Origin of the sequence: Clostridium sp. BNL1100 (genome assembly GCF_000244875.1) — a bacterium.
Classification (GTDB): domain Bacteria; phylum Bacillota; class Clostridia; order Acetivibrionales; family DSM-1351; genus Ruminiclostridium.
The window spans coordinates 897,298-918,575 of sequence record NC_016791.1 but is presented as its reverse complement, the minus strand read 5'-3'; the positions used below and the strand labels follow the sequence as shown (position 1 = coordinate 918,575).

Annotated in this window: 23 protein-coding genes and 1 tRNA gene; 4 read left to right on the top strand and 20 right to left on the bottom strand. The window is 38.5% G+C overall.

What is annotated here, in order from left to right; genetic code table 11:
• Positions 1–9 precede the first annotated feature (9 nt).
• The 5 genes from CLO1100_RS03980 to CLO1100_RS03960 form a co-directional block, all read right to left on the bottom strand.
• A tRNA-Lys gene (locus CLO1100_RS03980) sits at positions 10–85 on the bottom strand.
• A 152-nt stretch (positions 86–237) separates the two neighbouring features.
• A complete protein-coding gene (locus CLO1100_RS03975) occupies positions 238–1,512 on the bottom strand; it encodes an adenylosuccinate synthase (protein WP_014312472.1) in 1,275 nt (424 codons plus the stop codon).
• A gap of 227 nt (positions 1,513–1,739) precedes the next feature.
• A complete protein-coding gene (locus CLO1100_RS03970; RefSeq protein WP_014312471.1) occupies positions 1,740–1,943 on the bottom strand; it encodes a DUF1858 domain-containing protein in 204 nt (67 codons plus the stop codon).
• Positions 1,944–2,045: 102 nt separating this feature from the next.
• Positions 2,046–2,603 (bottom strand): Fe-S-containing hydro-lyase, encoded by a 558-nt coding sequence (locus tag CLO1100_RS03965; protein ID WP_014312470.1) that lies wholly within the window; start codon positions 2,601–2,603, stop codon positions 2,046–2,048.
• A 12-nt stretch (positions 2,604–2,615) separates the two neighbouring features.
• On the bottom strand, positions 2,616–3,458 hold the full coding sequence (locus CLO1100_RS03960; protein WP_014312469.1) for a fumarate hydratase: 843 nt from the start codon (positions 3,456–3,458) through the stop codon (positions 2,616–2,618).
• 218 nt (positions 3,459–3,676) lie between these two features.
• Here CLO1100_RS03960 and CLO1100_RS03955 point away from each other — a divergent pair, with 218 nt between their 5' ends.
• Together CLO1100_RS03955 and CLO1100_RS03950 are read left to right on the top strand one after the other, a co-directional pair.
• A complete protein-coding gene (locus CLO1100_RS03955) occupies positions 3,677–4,060 on the top strand; it encodes a universal stress protein (protein ID WP_014312468.1) in 384 nt (127 codons plus the stop codon).
• A 129-nt stretch (positions 4,061–4,189) separates the two neighbouring features.
• Positions 4,190–4,465 carry an HU family DNA-binding protein gene (locus CLO1100_RS03950; RefSeq protein ID WP_004621297.1) on the top strand — a complete coding sequence of 92 codons (276 nt, stop codon included), beginning with the start codon at positions 4,190–4,192 and terminating at the stop codon, positions 4,463–4,465.
• 70 nt (positions 4,466–4,535) lie between these two features.
• On the opposite strand, the gene CLO1100_RS03945 is transcribed toward CLO1100_RS03950, so the two are convergent.
• The 5 genes from CLO1100_RS03945 to CLO1100_RS03925 form a co-directional block, all read right to left on the bottom strand.
• Positions 4,536–5,291 (bottom strand): response regulator, encoded by a 756-nt coding sequence (locus CLO1100_RS03945; protein ID WP_014312467.1) that lies wholly within the window; start codon positions 5,289–5,291, stop codon positions 4,536–4,538.
• Between the two features lie 37 nt (positions 5,292–5,328).
• Entirely contained in the window at positions 5,329–5,832 is a 504-nt protein-coding gene (locus CLO1100_RS03940) for a shikimate kinase (protein WP_014312466.1), read from the bottom strand.
• Positions 5,829–7,007 carry a chorismate synthase gene (gene aroC / locus CLO1100_RS03935; protein ID WP_014312465.1) on the bottom strand — a complete coding sequence of 393 codons (1,179 nt, stop codon included), beginning with the start codon at positions 7,005–7,007 and terminating at the stop codon, positions 5,829–5,831. Before aroC ends, CLO1100_RS03940 begins: the two co-directional genes overlap by 4 nt.
• A gap of 35 nt (positions 7,008–7,042) precedes the next feature.
• Positions 7,043–8,311, bottom strand: coding sequence for a 3-phosphoshikimate 1-carboxyvinyltransferase (aroA, locus tag CLO1100_RS03930; RefSeq protein WP_014312464.1), 1,269 nt, complete (start codon positions 8,309–8,311; stop codon positions 7,043–7,045).
• A 137-nt stretch (positions 8,312–8,448) separates the two neighbouring features.
• Positions 8,449–9,603 carry a class I SAM-dependent RNA methyltransferase gene (locus CLO1100_RS03925; RefSeq protein ID WP_014312463.1) on the bottom strand — a complete coding sequence of 385 codons (1,155 nt, stop codon included), beginning with the start codon at positions 9,601–9,603 and terminating at the stop codon, positions 8,449–8,451.
• 579 nt (positions 9,604–10,182) lie between these two features.
• Between CLO1100_RS03925 and gdhA the strand changes: the two genes are divergently transcribed.
• Positions 10,183–11,520, top strand: coding sequence for an NADP-specific glutamate dehydrogenase (gene gdhA / locus CLO1100_RS03920; RefSeq protein WP_014312462.1), 1,338 nt, complete (start codon positions 10,183–10,185; stop codon positions 11,518–11,520).
• Positions 11,521–11,592: 72 nt separating this feature from the next.
• Here gdhA and CLO1100_RS03915 read toward each other — a convergent pair whose 3' ends face one another.
• Genes CLO1100_RS03915 through CLO1100_RS03905 form a run of 3 tightly spaced genes read right to left on the bottom strand, consistent with a single transcriptional unit; the run spans position 11,593 to position 13,838 of the window.
• Positions 11,593–12,264, bottom strand: coding sequence for an RNA pseudouridine synthase (locus tag CLO1100_RS03915; protein WP_014312461.1), 672 nt, complete (start codon positions 12,262–12,264; stop codon positions 11,593–11,595).
• Entirely contained in the window at positions 12,261–13,124 is an 864-nt protein-coding gene (locus CLO1100_RS03910) for a class I SAM-dependent methyltransferase (protein WP_014312460.1), read from the bottom strand. The genes CLO1100_RS03915 and CLO1100_RS03910 overlap by 4 nt, the downstream gene beginning before the upstream one ends.
• A 54-nt stretch (positions 13,125–13,178) precedes the next feature.
• Entirely contained in the window at positions 13,179–13,838 is a 660-nt protein-coding gene (locus tag CLO1100_RS03905; RefSeq protein WP_014312459.1) for a hydrolase, read from the bottom strand.
• A 201-nt stretch (positions 13,839–14,039) separates the two neighbouring features.
• Here CLO1100_RS03905 and speB point away from each other — a divergent pair, with 201 nt between their 5' ends.
• Positions 14,040–14,903, top strand: coding sequence for an agmatinase (gene speB / locus CLO1100_RS03900; protein ID WP_014312458.1), 864 nt, complete (start codon positions 14,040–14,042; stop codon positions 14,901–14,903).
• Between the two features lie 64 nt (positions 14,904–14,967).
• Here speB and CLO1100_RS03895 read toward each other — a convergent pair whose 3' ends face one another.
• From CLO1100_RS03895 to CLO1100_RS03865, 7 genes are all read right to left on the bottom strand, one after another.
• Positions 14,968–15,306, bottom strand: a complete 339-nt coding sequence (locus CLO1100_RS03895) for a P-II family nitrogen regulator (protein ID WP_014312457.1) — start codon at positions 15,304–15,306, stop codon at positions 14,968–14,970.
• A 42-nt stretch (positions 15,307–15,348) separates the two neighbouring features.
• On the bottom strand, positions 15,349–16,602 hold the full coding sequence (locus CLO1100_RS03890) for an ammonium transporter (RefSeq protein ID WP_014312456.1): 1,254 nt from the start codon (positions 16,600–16,602) through the stop codon (positions 15,349–15,351).
• Between the two features lie 259 nt (positions 16,603–16,861).
• A complete protein-coding gene (locus CLO1100_RS03885; RefSeq protein ID WP_004621279.1) occupies positions 16,862–17,431 on the bottom strand; it encodes an ANTAR domain-containing protein in 570 nt (189 codons plus the stop codon).
• A gap of 70 nt (positions 17,432–17,501) precedes the next feature.
• A complete protein-coding gene (gene glnA / locus CLO1100_RS03880; RefSeq protein ID WP_014312455.1) occupies positions 17,502–18,827 on the bottom strand; it encodes a type I glutamate--ammonia ligase in 1,326 nt (441 codons plus the stop codon).
• 50 nt (positions 18,828–18,877) lie between these two features.
• The gene (locus CLO1100_RS03875) at positions 18,878–19,597 is read right to left on the bottom strand and encodes a glutamate synthase (protein WP_014312454.1); all 720 of its coding nucleotides are present in this window, start codon (positions 19,595–19,597) and stop codon (positions 18,878–18,880) included.
• Between the two features lies 1 nt (position 19,598).
• Positions 19,599–20,828, bottom strand: a complete 1,230-nt coding sequence (locus CLO1100_RS03870; protein ID WP_014312453.1) for an FAD-dependent oxidoreductase — start codon at positions 20,826–20,828, stop codon at positions 19,599–19,601.
• Between the two features lie 6 nt (positions 20,829–20,834).
• Positions 20,835–21,266, bottom strand: coding sequence for a 4Fe-4S dicluster domain-containing protein (locus tag CLO1100_RS03865; RefSeq protein ID WP_014312452.1), 432 nt, complete (start codon positions 21,264–21,266; stop codon positions 20,835–20,837).
• Positions 21,267–21,278: the final 12 nt, after the last annotated feature.

The following is a 21,278-nucleotide window of genomic DNA, read 5'->3' as shown; positions in this document are numbered from 1 at the left end:
TTTTTGTTTTGGTGACCCATCGCAGATTCGAACTGCGGACACCTTGATTAAAAGTCAAGTGCTCTGCCAACTGAGCTAATGGGTCATGCAAGTTTTCCGAATCACAAGTATAAATAATACTTAATAAATTCGCTTTTGTCAACTCATTTTTATAAAAAAAGTGAGCTTTTTTCTAAAAAAATAAAATATAATGGCAAAATGCCATTATATTTTATTTTATCAGCTAATAATCTATGGTTAGAATACCTTTATTATCTGTTCTCTGTCCTTTCCTACGCCAATAAGGCCTATCTTTACCCCTACAAGTTCTTCAATCCTGTTAAGGTATTTTTGGGCGTTCAGAGGCAGATCTACAAATGATTTAACATTTGAAATGTCTTCATTCCAGGGTTCAAATACTTCGTAGATAGGTTCACACTTTGCCAGTTCGTTAAGGCTTGCAGGGAATGTTCTGATTACCTGACCGTCTTTTTTATATCCAACGCAAAGTTTTATCTCCTTGAGTTTTCCTATTGTGTCCACATGGTTTATGGCTAAAGCTGTTAATCCGTTTATTTTTGCAGCATATTTAATCATAACGGTATCCAGCCAGCCGCATCTTCTTGGTCTACCTGTTGTTGTTCCGTATTCCCAACCAAGTTCTCTGATTGTATCCCCTATTTCGTTATTTTGTTCTGTTGGGAATGGGCCTGCACCAACTCTTGATGTGTATGCCTTAAGTACACCGTAAACCTCATTTATATATACCGGGCCAAGACCCGAACCTGTACATACTCCACCAGCAACCGGATTAGATGAAGTTACGTATGGATATGTACCAAAGTCTATATCCAAAAAGTTTGCCTGAGCACCTTCAAACAGTATATTTTTGCCTTCGTCTATTCCATCTGCCAATATGCAGGTTGTATCGGTAATGTACTTCTTCAACTGCTCAGCATACCCTAAATATTCCTTGATTATTGGTTCAGCCTCGAAAGGTTTCCCTCCATAAACTTTTTCTATTATAAGATTCTTTAACTCCAGATTGGACTTAACCTTTTTGATAAATTCATTTTCATCAATAAGGTCACACATTCTTATTCCAGATCTTTCAATTTTATCTGCATAGCAAGGTCCAATTCCTCTCTTGGTAGTTCCAATGCTATCATTGCCCCTGAACTTCTCTTGAAGTTCATCCAATTCTCTGTGATAAGGCATTATCAAGTGAGCCCTATCGCTGATTAAAAGATGGTCTGTTGTTACTCCTCTTTCATTTAAGCCCTTCATTTCTTGAAGTAGTACTGCCGGGTCTACAACTACTCCGTTTCCAATTATACAAGTCTTATTTGTATGAAGAATTCCTGAAGGTATCAGATGCAGTGCATATTTTACTCCGTTGGCTACAATAGTGTGTCCGGCATTATTACCACCGGAAAATCTTACAATTATATCTGATTGCTCAGCAAGCATATCTATATACTTCCCTTTACCCTCATCACCCCATTGAGTTCCTACTACTACTCTTACGGCCATTCTATTATCCTCCTATCCATAAATGTTCAAAACAGATCAAAATATTATTTCATACTTATGATATGTATCTTTTGCTAATTCAACCCATTAAATTATAACGTAGTGAAATTTATAATTCAACATAAAGTAATACAGACTATAAAATTAGCATTTACTCTTATCCAAGATTTATTATATAAACAATAAAAATACCTGGAAATAAGCCTCCAGGTATTTTTCATAAACATTTATTTGTTTTCAAGATATTTATTTAAGTTTTCGATCAATTGATCGGCGTCTATACCATGAATTGCACACGCATCTTCAATACTTTCACCGGAAGATGACGGGCATCCAAGACAGTGCATACCGCTTTCAAGAAATATCGGAATTGTACCCTTATCCAAGTTTAATACGTCAGAAATAATCATATCCTTTGTAACCTTAGCCATTATGACGAAACCTCCTTATGATATTTAACAAATCAACAATTGATGTCACTTCTGTATTATACACTATTCATTTTTAAAAATATACTCATAATTAAAGCTTGTTTACAGTTTTATTTTCATAAACTGTTTTCTCCCGCTTTCATACAGGTTGTTTCCGTAGCTGTCAATAATTACAGTTAATGGAAATTTTTCAATTTCTAGTCGCCTTACAGCCTCGGCACCTAATTCCGGGAAAGCAATAATTTCCTGACTTTTGATACATTCAGCCATCAGAGCACCTGCGCCGCCTATAGCTCCCAAATAAACCGCACCATACTCTTTCATTGCTTCGATAACATTCTGATCCCTCAGCCCTTTGCCTATCATACCTGTTTCACCGAGCCTTATCAGTGTGGGAGCATAGGCATCCATTCTATAACTGGTAGTTGGCCCTGCTGACCCGATGATTTCACCTTCCCTGCAAGGACAAGGCCCTACATAATAAATTGTTTGGTTTTTTATATCAAATGGAAGCTCCTTATTCTCCTTTAATAACTCTAGCATTTTTTTATGTGCAGCATCTCTGGCAGTATAAATGGTGCCGCTAAGGGACACCGTATCGCCTGCTTTCAGAAGTCTGGCCGATTCCCTGTCAAAAGGTGCCGTTAATATATGATGCATTTTTCTTCCCCCTTATAATGTCACTTCTGCATGCCTTGTAACATGACAACTTATATTTATCGCAACAGGTAGTCCTGCTATGTGCGTAGGATATGTCTCTACATTGACCGCCAGAGCCGTTGTATTACCACCTAATCCTGCCGGACCTATACCCAATTGATTTACCTTTTCCAGCATTTCACTTTCAAGGTTTCTAACATATTCTATGCTGCTTCGTACATTTATTGGTCTCAGTAACGCCCTCTTTGCCATAATAGAAGCTTTCTCCATTGTTCCCCCGATTCCTACCCCTACTACAATAGGAGGACAAGGATTAGGGCCCGCCTTATCAACGGTTTCCAGTATAAATTTCTTTACTCCTTCAATTCCATCTGAAGGTTTCAACATTTTCAGAGCACTCATATTCTCGCTGCCAAAACCTTTAGGAGCCAATTCAATTTTAAGTATATCACCTTCAACAATATCATAGTGGATTACAGCAGGTGTATTATCACCGGTATTTACTCGTTCGATAGGGTCACCCACTACCGATTTTCTTAGAAAACCTTCTTTGTACCCTCTTCTTACACCTTCATTTATTGCTTCTGCCAACCCTCCACCTGTTATGTGAACCTCCTGACCAATTGTTACAAAAACCACTGCCATACCAGTATCCTGACATATGGCTACTTTTTTATCAGCTGCCAGATTAGCATTTATCAGAAGTTTATCAAGTATTTCCTTGCCAATCTGTGAGTCCTCGCACTTCATGCCTTTTTCCATAGCTTGTTTAACATCACTGTTAAGGAAATAATTTGCTTGTATACACAGCCTGCTGACTTCTTCTATTATTGTCGTAACATTAATCTCTCTCATGCTTCCTCCGTTTAAATTATTAAAGTAAGTATACTTTTTATTATACATTTGCCATTTTGTCTCAACAACAGTTTTTAAATATTTTATATCCGGTATAATAGCCTTTAAAACCCGTAAACTATAAAGACAAATCATCGTTTTTTTAGTATAATATTGATATAGAAGTTTTATTATTTGATCCCCAAAACGTTTTATTACGGGTATAAGGAGGCTATTTTTTGAAATCAACTGCCAGTAATATTTTAGTTTGCGTAACACAACAAAAAACTTGCGAAAGACTTATTAAAAAGGCGTTAGAATTCTCAAATGACGAGGATTCTCTGTTTATAATACACGTAGCAAAAAATGACTGGAGTTTCCTTGATAATGATAAAGAAGGGGAAGCACTGGAGTATCTTTTCGGTATTGCAAAATCAGTCGGTGCCAATCTGACAGTTTTAAGATCTGATGATATTGTAGATACCATTGTTTCCTATTCTCTGGAAAACAATATAGATATGTTGGTCATGGGTGATTCCAAAGGAGATCACAGCGAAAACTACTTTTATAGAGCTTTAAAATCCAGATTGGATAAGGTTAATATACATGTGGTCCCTAATTAAAACGTAAAACGATAAAATATTTCCTATTTTGGATGGTACAAAATAACTATTTTGCCCTGAAAGGCTTGACTTTAGCGAGCTTTCATTATAAAATATTGTCGAATTCCATTTTTAGGAGGTTGTATATAAATGAATAAATCAGATTTAATCAATTCCATCGCCACAAAGTCAGGCTTAAATAAGAAAAATAGTGAAGCTGCTTTGAACGCTTTCATTTCTTCCGTAGAGGAAACTCTTAAAGCTGGCGATAAAGTTACATTAGTTGGATTCGGAACTTTCGAAGTTAGAGAAAGAGCTGCTAGAAAAGGCAGAAATCCTCAGACTAAGGAAGAGATTACTATCCCAGCTTCCAAGGCTCCAGTATTTAAGGCTGGAAAAGGTTTAAAGGATAACGTAAACGCTTAATGCTAAACTACATAAAGGGGGCTGTCATAAGGTAGAAAGTAATTTCTTTCTTACGACAGCCCCTTTTGTATTAGTTATTTTTTCTTATCTTCTCTATGATTCGGCATATAACTTGTGAGTTTGTTGGTTTTTTGGCATTTTCGTTCTCATCAATTCCTTTTTCGATGCAGTTTCTTATTGCTCTCTCAACTTTTTGAACCGGTACACCGTTTTTTTCGGCTATTGTCCTGTATACTCCTTTTGGTAAAGAGCCTGTTTTGCAATAATAATCAAAAGATGCCGTTATTATATCTCTGATATACGAATACCCAGTCATGTGAGCTTTCAGGCCATATTCTCTCATATATTTTGTTGCAAGTAGTTTTAATTCATTATCTGTTTGGTTTTTTTGTTTATAATTATTTGCCGCCTTATATGTATATTGACTTTTTCCAATTTGAGCTCTTTCAGAATCGGAATATAATTGCCTTACTCTAGTCGCAATAACGCTTTCGTCAAAGGGCTTAATTATGTAATAATTTGCCCCAAGATTCATAGCTCTTGAAATATAAATTTCCTGGCTTATTGCTGAAAAAATGATAAATACGGGTCTGCTTTCCTTTGTTAATGTCCTGGCATATTCTAGTACACCTATGCCATCTAGCTTTGGCATAATTATGTCCAATAAAACTACATCGGGTAAATCCTTTTCTATAAGCTCAATTGCTTGAAATCCGTCCTGAGCTATGTTGGTTACCTCAAAGTCATCGTGCTCTGCTAAATTATCCCTTAATGTCTGTGCAGCCAACTGATTGTCGTCAGCAATTAAAATCCTAATCTTACTCATTGTACCTCTTTTTACCCTTTTCTTTTAATTTATCAGTTTATTTTGAAGATATGATCCCAAGTATCGTCCCCGAAACGGCATCAGGATCTGCAGAATCGCAATCTATAGCTGCGTCTGCGTATTTTTGGTACAAAGGAACTCTACTGTTATACAACTCAAGTAAAGTTCCCGCTGTTCTGACTAACTTTCTTGATGCATCCATTCTCTCTCTAATAATATCATACTTTGTATTCAAATATATAATAAATCCAATGCTTTTTAAATAATTCATTGAAATTTCACTATGAACAAGGCCTCCGCCTGTTGATATTATACAAGTATTATCATTTATCGAAAGAACAGCTTCATCCTGAATTTTCATGAAATATTCAAGACCGTCTTCTTCCACAAGCCGTCTGGGGGTTTTACCTGTCAATTCAGAGATTATATGGTCAGTATCAATAAAGGTGTACCCAAGTCTTTCCGACAATATTTTTCCAACCGTTGTTTTACCGCTACCAGGCATACCTATCAATACTATATTTTTTCGAGACTCTATCATAGCTTATCCCACCTGTTATCCATATCAGTTATATTCCTGCTTCCAGAGGCCATCAGTATACTATCTACCAGTGCCATTCTAACCATTGCTTCACAAATAGGGTATATTCTCGGTACAAGTGAAGGGTCGCTTCTCGATGCAAACTTATGGGTAACCGGTTCAAGAGTTGATACATTCACTGTCAGTTGATCCTTTAAAATAGTTGGTGTTGGTTTAACAGCAACACGTATTCTTATTTCTTCTCCGTTTGATATTCCTCCCAGCATACCGCCAGCTCTGTTTGTTTTAAATCTGATTCGTCCTGTTTCCTCGTCGTAATAAGGGGTGTCATTACATTCCGAACCCTTTTTGGATGCTACTCCAAAACCATCTCCTATTTCAATTCCTTTAACGCCTCCAATAGACATAATTCCATGTGCAATTGTAGCGCTTAGCTTATCAAAAACAGGTTCTCCAAGTCCCGCAGGTACTCCTTTTGCTATTATCTCCACAGCACCTCCGCAGGAATCCCCTTCCTTTTTTACCTGGAGCAAATCATCAATCATTAGCTTTGCAATATCTGAATCAGGACAATTTATCTCATTTGCCCTGTAATTTTGTTTGGCAGTTTCATATGAAAACGGTCCTGCTTTTATACCATGAGACTCAACTGTGAATGCTATTACGTCAATTCCCATACTATCGAGAATTATTTTTGCTATAGCCCCTCCTGCTACTCTTGCAACTGTTTCACGTGCTGATGCCCTTCCTGCTCCAAGATAGTCGGAATGTTCCCCATATTTTTTATAGTAAGTATACGCTGCCTGTCCGGGTCTTAACAAATCTTTATTACCTTTGTGTTGTTCTATATGGTAATCCCCTATATCACTGCTTGGGATAATCATACACACTGGTGCACCCGTTGTTCTGTCATCCTGCATAACTCCCGAAAATATATAGACCTTATCTGCTTCTGATCTTGGAGTGTGAAGCTGAGACTGTCCCGGTTTTCTTTTATCCAGTTCTTCCTGTATAATCTGAGAAGTTACTTTCAGCCCTGCCGGAACACCATCAACTATTACTGCCAGTCCTCCCCATAGTTCAGGCGGAATATCCGGATTCTTTCTGAAAGCTCCCGAATAGGATTCCCCGCATGTTGTAACCCTGAATAACCTTCCAAATGTATTTCCTAACATATAAACCTCCATACGCCGCAAATTAGCGACTATAATTATATTAATTGAATTTTTCCGCCACAGCTTTTTACCGATTCAACAAAGCCCGGATATGTAACATTCATTGCCTCTGCTGTATCAATAATGGTTTCTCCATTGCAATTTAATCCAGCTATTGCCAAGGACATTACCACTCTGTGGTCATCATGACCTTTTACAGACGTTCCGCATAATTTACTTTCACGTATAATCAAACCATCCGGGAGCTCGGATATGTCAGCACCCATTTTAGTAAGCTCAGAACACATTACGCTTATTCTGTCGGTCTCCTTTAGTCTTGCCTGAGGAACATTGACCAGTCTGGTTTCACCTTTTGCAAAACATGCTGCTACAGCCATAGCAGGAAGTGCATCCGGTATGGAATTCATATCGATTTCCCTTCCTGTAAGACTCTTTCCTTTTATTTTTATATTTTTATTATCATATTTTATTTCCGCACCCATATCCTGAAGTATGCCAAGTACAGCTTTATCTCCCTGAGGGTCGGACATGTCAAGGTTCGTCAAAACCAACTCGTTACCCGATATTGCCGCTTGTACCATAAAGAAGGTTGCTGTGGAGAAATCTCCGGGAATGGTACATTCAAAAGGCTTGTATTGCTGGCTTCCCGGTATGAAGAATTCTTTCATTGAATTGTGTGAATATTTGATGCCCAGCTTGTCGAGCCACCACAATGTAATTTCTACGTAAGGTATTTCATTAAGACGTTTAATTTTAACATGGGTATCCCTTTCAAGCAGCGGTGCATTTAACAAAATAGAGGACAGGTATTGTGATGTAACAGAATCAAGCTCCGTAAAACCTCCCGTTGCCCTTCCTTTAATAACTACAGGAGCTGATTCATTTCCCCTGGTTGTAAACGCTGTACCTCCCAGATTATTTATAGCTTTTACCAAAGGCCCAATCTGCCTTTTACGAATCTGATAATCTCCTGTAAAAACAGTATGCCCCTCAACAAGGGCAGCAGTCATAAGCCCAAGTCTGAGGCTTGTTCCGGAATTGCCTACATCAATAACATTCTCCGGAACCTGTGGACATGCTCCAATTCCATTAACCGTATAACTTTCTTCATTAAAATCATATGTAGAGCCAAAGGCCCTGCATACATCGGCTGCAGAAACTGCGTCTGATGAAAGCAAAGGATTTCTTATAATACTTGTACCTTTTGCCAACCCTGCCAGAAATAATGATCTTATAGTGTGGGACTTTGATCCGGGTATGTTTATATTACCCGAAAGCTCTGATTTCTCTACCTTTAAAAACATAAAATTCACCTACCATATTACCGTATTTTTTTTACTTGCAAATTTACCGTGCTACATTATTCCTACATTACTATGTTATCTAATTAGGCTAAGTCTCGTCAACCGATACTTAGCCTATTTTGTTTGAAATATATAAATTATTGCTGTGTATTGATTATTTGTTTCGGTGGAGGCGGCCCAAAAAATTGGTAATAGTTGCAAAGAAGTCGGCCATTATATAACTTGCGTTTTTTATCTGCCCTTTTGCCGAATAGTTTTTCAAACTCCATGTTGGAGGTAATTACATAATAAGACCAGGTATCCAGCTTTTTAAACACTTTGCCCATTTCTCTGTAGAGGTTTTCTACGGCTTCCTTTTCTCCAAGCCTCTCACCATAGGGAGGATTACATATAATAATCCCGTATTTATATCTGGAGCTTATGTCAGACATGGGAAGCCTCTGAAGATGTATGGCATCCTCAACACCGGCTTTTTTTGCATGGTATCTGGCAAGGCTCATGGCATCTTCATCTATATCCGAACCGTGGATTCTAAGTTCCTGGTCCTCAACCATCAAATCATACGCCTCGTCCCGAGCATCATCCCACATTTTTTGGGGAATAGAAGGCCATTTTTCAGCATCAAATTCACGACCCAAGCCCGGCGCAATATTCCTTCCTATCATAGCTGCTTCTATGGGAATAGTCCCGCTTCCACAAAAAGGATCCAGTAGAATCCTATCCTTATTCCAATGGCTTACCAGAATCATGGCACAAGCAAGAGTCTCCTTCAGTGGAGCACCTCCTACCAGCTTTCTATAGCCTCTCTTATGAAGTCCTGCTCCACTTGTATCTATTGTAAGGGTAACTATGTCTTTTAGTAATGCTACTTCTATTCTATATCTGGGTCCGTTTTCTTCAAACCATTCACATTTATATTTTTGTTTGAGCTTTTCAACAACTGCTTTTTTTACTATAGCCTGACAATCGGGGACACTGAAAAGTTTTGAATCGATTGACTTTCCTTCAACCGGGAATTCGGCATCCATAGGAATTATTTCATCCCACGGTAAGGCTTTCGTTTGTTCGAACAGTTCTTCGAAACTCAGGGCTTTAAACTCACCCATTTTAAGTAAAATACGGTCTGCCGTCCTCATCCACAAATTTGTTCTGCAAATAGCCGATTCATCGCCTGAAAAAGTAACCTTTCCATTTTCTACTTTCTGTTCAAAATATCCGAGTTTTTTTAATTCTCTTGCCGTTATAGCTTCTATTCCAAATGCAGATGTAGCAATAAGTTGTAATTTGCTCATTTTTTTACCTTTCACCAAAAATTTCTTGAGATTTTATTACAAAAATAAGTAATATTATTATAACCTTACGAAGGATTATTAACAACATTATTTACCACATGATGCCCTCTGAAGTGCTCTATTATAAGGTATATAAAAAAGTACACATTATATGTAAAATAATTTACAAAATAAATGACACTGATTTTGAGACCGCTTGCAATTATTTGATTTTTTCTTTATCACTTCAATGTATGCTAAAATTTTAATTCAACCTTCAAAACCTTATATTTCAGCGGTTTCGAGTATACTGTTTTTTTATGAATTTTATTTTCTTAATAAAAATTGCAATTTTTACTTTTTACTCTTGCATAATAAATAGCCTGATGATATAATATGAGAGGCGAAAAAAGTTAATAATTGGTGTACAATGGAGTATGCAGTTTAACTTACATGTCTTTCTTTTATATTAAATTCTAGGCGCGTATGTTAGCTTATAAAAGGTATTTTTTGTAACTTTTGTTTCAAATTGCCATGACTAAATATCTCCTGTCACCAAATAATACTTAATAATTAAATACATAGCAGGAGGTTATTTAGATGAAAATATTACAAAGAGTAATGGATCAGGTTATTAAAAGAAATCCTGGCGAACCAGAATTTCATCAGGCAGTAAAAGAAGTTCTCGATTCTCTTGAGGTAGTTGCCGAGAGACATCCTGAATGGGTCGAAGCAGGTATATTCGACAGAATAGTAGAACCAGAAAGACAAATCATTTTCAGAGTACCTTGGGTTGATGACAATGGTAAGGTACATGTAAATCGTGGTTTCAGAATTCAATTCAACAGTGCAATTGGTCCTTATAAGGGTGGTTTAAGACTTCATCCTTCCGTTAATGTAAGTATCCTCAAATTCCTTGGTTTCGAACAAATATTCAAAAATTCATTAACAAGCCTTCCAATCGGTGGTGGTAAGGGTGGTAGTGATTTCGATCCTAAAGGAAAATCCGATCTTGAAGTTATGAGATTCTGCCAGAGCTTTATGACAGAATTATCAAAGCATATCGGTGCTGATACTGACGTTCCTGCAGGTGATATCGGAACAGGCGCAAGAGAAATCGGTTATATGTACGGACAATACAAGAGATTGAGAAATGAATTTACAGGTGTTCTCACAGGTAAAGGATTAACTTGGGGCGGAAGCCTTGCTCGTACTGAAGCTACAGGTTACGGCCTCTGCTACTTTATGGATGAAGCATTAAAAGCTAAGGGTAAATCATTCAAGGGTTCTACAGTAGTTGTTTCCGGTTCAGGTAACGTTGCAATATACGCTACTGAAAAAGTACATGAATTAGGTGGAAAAGTTGTTGCATTAAGTGATTCAAACGGATACATCTATGATCCAGATGGAATTAAGCTTGACACTGTTAAGCAGCTTAAAGAAGTTGAAAGAAAGCGTATCAGTGAGTATGTTAAGATTCACAAGAACGCAACTTATACTGAAGGTTGTTCAGGTATCTGGAGCATTAAGTGTGATATCGCTCTTCCTTCAGCTACTCAGAACGAAATAGATGAAGCTTCAGCTAAATTATTGGTAGCAAACGGCTGCTACGCAGTTGGCGAAGGTGCAAACATGCCTTCAACTCCTGAAGCTGTTGAAGTTTACCTCAACAATAAGATTATTTATGGACCTGCTAAAGCTGCAAATGCAGGTGGAGTTGCAACTTCTGCTCTCGAAATGTGTCAGAACAGCGCTCGTTACTCATGGACTTTTGAAGAAGTTGATGCGAAACTCAAAGATATTATGGTTAATATCTACAAGAACGCAAGTGCTGCTGCAAAAGAGTATGGAATGGAAGACAATCTTGTTGCCGGTGCTAACATTGCAGGCTTCCTAAAGGTTGCTAATGCTATGTACGCTCAAGGTGTTGCATACTAACCCAAACCCTCATATAAAATGGAAAAACCATGGCATATTTTATGTGCCATGGTTTTTTACTGTTAAAATAATTTATCTAAACCGAATCCATGGTTCAGTATCAGGTGTTTCACAGCTAAATGTCATTCCTTCCTTTTTGGTGGGATGCTCCAATGTTAATGAAGATGCCCAAAGTGCTATTTGTTGTCCGGGCTTATTTACAGCAACCCCATATCGTTGATCCCCATACAGAGGATATCCTGAATGAGAAAGCTGAACCCTTATCTGGTGAGGCCTTCCCGTATGAAGTTTTACCTTTATTAGGCTTAGCTCTCCAGTAGATTTAAGCACTTCATATTCCAGTACTGCTTCCTTGGCATCCCTTGTACCTTCCCCTACAACATGAACCATATTCTCCGAGCTGTCTTTCAACAGAAAGTTCCTTAGTTTGGCTTTCTGCTCTTTTGGGACACCTCTGACTACTGCCAAATAAACTTTTTTAAAGGTTCTTGTTCTGACTTGTTCAGATAACCTCGACGCAGATTTTGATGTTTTGGCAAATACCATTACACCTCCTACAGGCCTGTCTAGTCTATGTACCAGACCAAGATAAACGTCTCCGGGCTTATTGTATTTTTCCTTGAGATATTGTTTTAAAAGCGTAAGCATATCAATATCCTTTGTATTATCGGCCTGAACAGGTATATTTACTGGCTTTTCAACTACCAGAAGATGATTGTCCTCATATATGATCCTGGGAATCATCTATTCTCCCACCTTCCATATATGCCACATGGAAGCACCAGACCAGAATTGCTTACAGGTATCCCAACCTCGCCGCTGCTGTGTGTCCCTTTAAATCGTCTGCCGATTGTCTGCTTTAAAATGTTGCTGAGTACTGTGGGTGAGAAACCTGTGGTATATGAGTTTATCAGGAAAAATAACGGCTTGTCCGATAAAAGGCCCATACATTGCTCCACAAAGCCATACAGAGAATCTTCTATCTTCCATATTTCTCCCCCGGGTCCTCTGCCATAAGAAGGCGGGTCCATTATGATTCCGTCATATTTTTTGCCTCTCCTTATTTCACGTTGTACAAATTTCATACAATCGTCGGTTATAAATCTAACAGGCCTGTCTGCCAAACCTGAAAGTTCAAGATTTTCCTTTGCCCAACTTACCATTCCCTTTGCTGCATCTACGTGGCATACCTCAGCTCCTGCATAGGCTGTTGCAACAGTCGCTCCGCCTGTATAGGCAAAAAGATTAAGAACCCTGATAGGTCTGTTTGCCTTCTGAATACTATTTATCATCCACTTCCAGTTAACGGCCTGTTCAGGAAACAGACCTGTATGTTTGAAACCTGTAGGTTCTATATAAAACTTCAATTCATTAAAGGATACTGTCCAGCGTTTTGGTATCCTTTTTTTAAATTCCCATTGTCCTCCACCGCTTTGGCTTCTATGGTAATGTCCATCAGCCTTGTCCCACATCTTTTTATCCTTTATAGGCCAGATTATCTGCGGGTCCGGCCTTCTAAGTATGACATTTCCCCACCGTTCAAGCTTTTCACCGTCTCCTGTCTCTATTAATTCATATTCTTTCCATTCGTCTGCCAGTAACATTTATTTTCCTCCGTTTATTTTTCCTTCATTAATATATATAAATTAAGCCTGTGCCTATAATTCTTCTCTGTATTTATTCATAAGATTCTTAAACAGCTCTGCGCTTGTAGGTGGTGTGTAGGTAATCGTGTTTGCTCCTGCTTCTATTGTTTCTCTTATACTTTCTACAGTTGGCCCTCCGGTTGCAATGATAGGCACCTCAGGGAATCTCCTGCGAATTTCCTTTACAACTGATGGTGTTTTCCCTGCGCATGATACATTGAGGATTGATGCCCCCGCATCCAGTCTGCTTTGTATATCTGTTTTACCTGAAGCGACGGTAATCACAATTGGGATATCTATTTTCATATTTAACTGTCTGATAATTTCATTTGGGGTGGGAGCATTAACAACAACTCCTATGGCCCCCTGAAATTCAGCATCCATTGCAATATTTATAACTCTTTTACCGGTTGTAGTGCCGCCCCCTACTCCGCAAAATACAGGGATATCTGATGCAGTTATTATGGCATGGGTAATTACCGGCTGCGGTGTAAAAGGGTAAACTGCAATAACTGCATGAGCATTGCAATTCTTTATTATAGCTACATCAGTAGAAAAAAGAAGGGACTTAATATTTTTCCCAAAAATATTTATTCCACTGACCTGATTTATAATTTCAGGTATCTTCACCATGTGCTTTCGCAAGTTTCCTTCAATTTCGGGTACGAACATTTGATTTTCCTCCCATTATATATCTGGTACTATAATAACCTTTTTACATAAATTGCATACTTTATCCACGTAATAGTATACTAAAAAATTATAGACTAGTATACCGACATTCCGATAATTTATTTAGGTATTGTAATTCAAACCATTCATGGTAGAATTATATTCGGCTATTATTAAAATCAATAATAAGGAGTTTGATTTATGATAAATAAGAATACCCTGCCAACAAATTTCCTTGGATGTGAAAGTGGCTTTGAGGACTCCGATATTGTAATTTTTGGGGCTCCATACGATGGTACAACTACATTCAGACCCGGCACAAGATTTGCCCCTGCTGCCATGAGAACTGATTCTATTGGCCTTGAAACTTACAGCCCCTACTTTGATGCAGATATTTCCGATTATAAAATTCATGACTACGGCGATCTTGATCTGCCCTTCGGTTCACCAAACAAGGCATTGAAAATGATATCAGAAACTTCCAAATTAATTTTTGAAAAAGGTAAAAAGCCTCTTATGATTGGCGGAGAACATCTTGTATCACTGCCTTCAATTGAACAGGCTGCAAAATTATACCCTGATCTCAGAATTATTCATTTTGATGCTCATACTGATTTAAGAGAAGAATACATCGGTGAACCTTTATCACACTCCACCGTTATAAGAAGGGCATGGGATATCCTGGGGGACAATCGCATTTATCAGTTTGGTATAAGAAGCGGAACAAGAGAGGAATTTTATTGGGCCAAGGATGGTCACACCAACCTTTGTCTTCATAATTTTGATACACTTGCAAATGCTGTATCTCAAATAGACACTGCGCCGGTTTATCTTACAATAGATTTGGATGTTCTGGATCCGTCAATTTTTTCAGGGACAGGTACTCCAGAAGCCGGAGGAGTTACATTCCTCGAATTGATAAATGCACTTAAAGCGGTATCCTCGTTGAATATAATAGGTGCCGATATAGTGGAACTGTCACCCCACTATGATCACAGCGGTGCTTCTACTGCTGTTGCATGCAAGGTTTTAAGAGAAGTAATCCTTACAATGCAGAATTTCTAAATGTTATAGATGTTAAAAACCCGTTATCCTTTAAATAAGATAACGGGTTTTGTATTATAAAGGTTTACAGTGCTTTCTCTCCTCTTTCTCTTGTTCTGATGCGTATACAGTCCGCAAGATCAAATATGAATATTTTACCGTCTCCTACCTCCCCGGTCTGGGAGTACTGAATTATAGTTTCAGCTATCAGCTCAACCTTTTCATCTGCTGCCACCAATTCAAGCTTTACTTTTGGAAGAACATTTAAGGATACCTCCGTACCTCTGTAAAATTCTTTCCATCCCATTTGTTTTCCTGCACCCATTACCTGGGTAATGGTGATTCCGTCTATATCAATTGCCAGAAGTGCTTCCTTTAGTTCTTCAAGTTTTGACGGCCGGATAATTGCCTCTATTTTTTTCATGTCGCACCCTCCTCGTTACATGATAATTAATTCTTTTCTTTATTAATCCATTCCCGTAAAAGAAGGATATGCAGATTCTCCATGCTGTGTTATGTCAAGACCCTCAGACTCTTCTCTGGGAGCAACTCTGATTTCCTTCATAATTACTTTAACTACAAACATAATAACTGCTGTTCCTACTACGGCAAAAGCTATTGTTACTGCTACACTTATTATCTGGGCTACAAACAACCTTGTGTCGCCAAATACGAGACCATCCCATTGTGCTGCTGAATTTATAGAAGTTTTGGCAAACAACCCCGTTGCGATACCACCCCATATACCGCCGATTCCATGACAGCCAAAAGCATCAAGTGCGTCATCATATCCGAATCTTGGTTTTATAATACTCATTGCAAAGTAACAGATAGGGCTTACAACTGCTCCTATTATAAGGGATGCCCAGATAGGTACAAAACCTGCTCCCGGTGTTATTGCCACAAGGCCAACTACTGCTCCGGTGGCTGCACCCAGCATAGTAGGTTTTCCTCTGGTAATTTTCTCAACCAGCATCCACGAAATGAGTGCCATTGCAGCAGATGTATTTGTAGTCATCAATGCATGAACCGCCAATTCCCCACTGCCTAATGCACTTCCTGCATTAAAACCAAACCAGCCGAACCAGAGCACAGCTGCACCGATAAATACTAAAGGTATATTGTGGGGCTGATGAGAGGTCATTCCATAGCCTTTTCTCTTACCCAGTATAATTGCTGCCACCAAACCTGATATACCGGAACTTATGTGAACTACGTTGCCTCCGGCAAAGTCAATAGCTCCAAGATTTCTAAGCAGACCACCCATGCCCCACATCATATGAGCCATTGGGTAATATACGATTAATGACCACAATCCTATAAAAAGAACCAGTGATGAAAATTTCATTCTTTCGACTAAAGCACCTGTAATCAGTGCCGGTGTTATTATTGCAAACATCATCTGAAAAGCTGCAAATAAAGTATGCGGTATAGTCCCTGCATAATCAGCATTCGGCTGTCCTGATACATTTCTGAAAAAGGCCCAGTCCAGATTTCCTATTATTCCACCGATATCCTTTCCAAATGACAGAGAATAGCCCACCGCTACCCAGAGTACCGATGCAAGACCTGCAATAAAAAAAGATGCCATTATAGTACTTAATACATTTTTCCTTTTTACCATTCCTCCGTAAAAGAGTGCTAAACCCGGTGTCATAAAGAATACCAAAGCCGTTGACACCAACATAAAGGCTGTATCGCCAGTGTTAACATTTCCCATAATTGTCCCCCCATAATTTTTATAAAATTCAACCTGCAGAAGCATTAAAATAAAAAAAGCATGTAAAGAGATAGAACTATCCTCTTTAACACGCCATTGTGAATAAATGATTATTTAAAACCTTATAAATACAGAAAGCTACTTAATAAATCAATTTTATATAATTTGATTTATAAGCAGCCTCATTGCTGTTTTTGATATTTAATTAATAATATGCAGTAATGTTACCATTTGTTATCCGTAAATTCAAGTAATTTCTTTAAAAGCTCTGAATAATTTCCTCAGCTACCTTTAACTGCGATGTTCTTGTATCCATTGCTCGCTTTTGAATATACCTATGTGCTTGTGGTTCAGTCATATTCATCTTTTCAACAAGAATCCATTTGGCTTTTTCTATAATCTTACGATCCTTCATCTTTTTTTCCAGATCTTCGTTTATAGTCTTTAATCCCATAAGTGATTTACGGGATTGAGCAGCAAATCTGGCCGTTTGTAATAAAGTCATTTTGTTTATGGGCTTAGGCAGTATCAATGCTCCTACTTTTTCAAGTCTATATTGCATATCCTCCAGATGCTCATGCTTTGCCAATACTATTATTCCTGCATCCGTATTGTCTGCAATATCCAAAATAAAATCAATTCCAAGTTCATCCTGTAAAGGTGAATTAACCAATATCAGTTCAGGTTCAAAAAAATCGAGTTTACGTCTGGCAGCACTTGCCGATAACGAGTATTCCGCCGACGAATATCCCTGTTGCAGCATGAGGGCTCTGATTTCTTTAATTAACTCAGGCTTACTGCATACTATAAGAATCCCTCCTGCACTCATTGGCATCACCTCCATTTGAATGGGGAATAATTATAGTTAATTACACTGCCGTAACGTAAGTATTCGTTAATTAATATGCAGTAAGGTAATTATCTATCTCCCAAGGATGAACTGTGCTGTTGTATTTAGTCCATTCCAGTTCTTTAGCTGATATATACTTTGAATATATGTGTTCTCCTAAAACCTCCCTGATATAAGTATCCTTCTTCATTTCTTCCAACGCTAAGTATAAATTAGAGGGAAGCCTTTGTATCTTCAGCTCTTTCTCTTGTTCAGGTGTAAGATTATAAGTATTAATCTCAACAGGTTCAGGTATTTCCATTTTCTTTTGCAATCCATCCAATCCAGCTTCCAGAATCAATGCCAATGTGAGGTACGGATTGCAGGATGGGTCAGGACTCCTTAATTCTATTCTGGTTGCTTCGCCTTTTGGTGCCGGGATTCTTAAAAGAGGGCTTCTGTTCATATGAGACCATGCAATGTGAATAGGAGCCTCAAAGCCCGGTACAAACCTCTTATATGAGTTAACCAGAGGGTTTGCAACCGCAGTGAAACCCTTGACATGTTCTAGTACACCGGCCGCAAACATTTTTGCAGTGTCGGATATATCCATACTGTTTTCACCTGCATTAAAAAGATTCTTGCCGTCTTTAAACAGAGACATGTTTATGTGCATGCCGGAGCCATAGTCGTTAAAAATTGGTTTTGGCATAAAAGTTGCATGCAGTCCGTTTCTTTGTGCAACAATCTTTACTACTGTCCTGAATGTCATTATTCTATCGGCAGCAGTCATAACATCGCTGTACCTGAAATCAACCTCATGCTGTCCGGCTGCATTTTCGTGATGTGATGCCTCTGTTTCAAAACCCATATCTTCAAGCACCATGCAAATTTCTCTTCTGCAATTTTCACCCAGATCAGTAGGAGCCATATCAAAATAGCCTGCTGAATCATGTGTTTTTGTTGTAGGCCTGCCTTCAGCGTCTATATGGAACAGGAAAAATTCACACTCAGGTCCTATATTGAAGGTATAACCTTGTTTTTTTGCCTTTTCTGCTGATCTTTTCAGAACATATCTGGGGTCTCCCATAAACTGGGAGCCATCATAATTCTTAATATCGCATATAAATCTTGCGACTTTACCATGCTGCGGTCTCCAGGGAATAACGGAAAATGTATTGAGATCCGGAAACAGCAGCATATCTGACGATTCCACCTCGGAAAATCCCGCAATGGCTGATGCGTCAAAAATTACTCCCTCATCAAGAGCTTTCTCGAGTAGTTGTGAATTTATAGCAATGTTTTTCATCCTGCCGAATATATCTGAAAACTGCAGTCTGATAAACTTTACGTCATTTTGATCTATAAATTTCAAAACATCATTCTTAGTAGCCATTTTCCCACCTCTTTCCTTTATGTTTTATTACTAGTATTTTACACTAATTATTAATTATGTGTATATAGCTGTTTATATGGATTTTTCGTATTTGCAGTCAGCTTTATAAAATTTGATTTTAATATATCCTTTTTATCATATCCGAAACTATTGCAGAAATCCTCCACTATGCCGTCAATCTGCTTTTTGTCCTCTTCCGTTACAGAGGTTGCTGAAACCTGAGGAGGAAGTCCATCGGGGATATCATTACATCTCAAGTATATGGCGCCACCGTGCATTCCAGTACCACAAAAATTACCCACCGGAATTCCATCCACACCTATTCCAAGTACAATAATTATTCCACCTGCCTGATATTCGCCTAAAAAGTCGCCGGTTTTACCTCCAACCACCACAATAGGTTTTTGTTCCTTATACTCTTTCATGTGTATTCCTACACGGTAGCCGGCATTTCCCTTTATAAGGATTTTACCGCCGCGCATACCGTAACCTGTAGTATCACCGCAGTTACCGTGGATTATTATTGATCCGTCATTCATTGTATCCCCTGTAGCATCCTGGGCATTTCCATTTACTATTACATCAGCGCCATCCATATATGAGCCCAGTGCATTTCCGGGGGTACCGTTTATGGTTATAGTCTTTCCCTTAATTCCACAACCTATATATCTTTGTCCATATACCTTGTCGAGTACTATATCTGTATCAGCGGTATTTCTTATCTGTTCATTGATTTCGGTATAGTAAGTATCACCAACTGTAATCTTCATTTTACTTCCCTCCCGCCAATTTCTGCATCCTAGCATTTTTATCAAATACCATAAGCTGAGGATTCACTTTTAATAAATTGCTGTCAATCTGATCCATTGGGGTTTTTTCTCGGATAAGTGAAGTATATATTCCAGCTCTGTCTATTTCCCCTATAAGTATAAATCCTTTTAGTAGCCCGTCTGAGAAGAACATTCTCTTGTAGTTATTTTCATCAATTTCTTCGAAACATTCACCTTCCATAGCTCCAGCAGTCAACATGTGGAGACCGAAGAAACCTATGGCATTCATGGGCATTGCAGTATCAAAGGTTTGATTACCGCCAGCCATATTTATTCCGGCTGTTTCACCCTGGAAATAAGCGTTTGGCAGAAGTGCAAGTATCTTGCTCTGTCCTGTACAAATATCCAAACTCTCAGTACAGTCCCCGGCGGAATATACATCAGGGAGTGATGTTTCCTGACGGCTATCTGTGACAATTCCCCTGTTCACTTCTCCTCCGGCATCCTTGACCAATCCGGTGTTTGGCCTTACACCAACTGCTACTATCAGTACGTCATATGCCAATTCCTTACCTGATTTAAGTACTATTGTGTTTTCTTTTACTGCCGATGCAGCATCATTAAGCAGGAACTTAATACCTTCTTTTTCTATATGCTTCTGCACCATACCGGCACCTTCTGCATCAAGAATACTTGGAAGAACTCTGTCAGCAAGGTCAACAACGGTAATATCATCGCATACTTCATGAAGTCCTTCTGCCGCCTTTAATCCGATAAGACCCGCACCCATAATTACAACCTTTGAATCCTTATTTACCGATTCCTTTACAGCCTTAGCGCTATCCCAATTCAGAAAAGTAAAAGCGTTTTTAGCATCATTCATGCCTTCAACAGGAGGTACAAACGGTGATGAGCCTGTGGCTACCAACAACTTGTCGTATTCAACAGTACTTCCATCCTCAAGTACAACCTTCTTTGCATCTGTATCTATTTTTTCTGCCTTCTTTCCTAAAATGGCAGTACAATTGTTTTTTTCATAAAAGTCACTGCTTCTGTAATACATCTTGTCATCAGTTACTTTGCCCTTCAACCAATAGGATATAAGCGGGCGGGAGTAAGTAAAATGTGGTTCATCCGATATCAAAGTAATTGATGATTCCCCGTCTACAGTACGGATTCCGCTGATACAACCGATTGCAGCGGCTGAATTTCCAATAATCACATACTTCACTTAAAATCAACCCCTTTCCTCATATACAATAGCTAAATTCGGGCAGTTTTCTGCACAAGCCGGTTTTCCACTTTCAATACAAAGGTCACATTTTTTAATGGCCTTTTCTTTTCCGGGTATAACCGAACCATAAGGACAAACAAGAATACATGTGTAGCATCCCACGCACCTTGACTCGTCAACAAATACTCTTCCGTCTTCATCCTTCTGCATTGCTCCGGTAATACATGATTTCACACACAAAGGTGTTTCACAATGTCTGCAGGATACGGCAAAATTAATGCTGTCTCCCTCTTCTATTGTCAAGCGTGGCTGTGGCTTTGAATCTCCTGAAAAAGCCTTTACCATATCTTTCTTTCCGCTATGTGCAAACGCACAATAGTATTCGCAAAGGTGACACCCCAAACATCTGTCCTCATTTACATATATCTTTTTCATCTTAAATCTTCA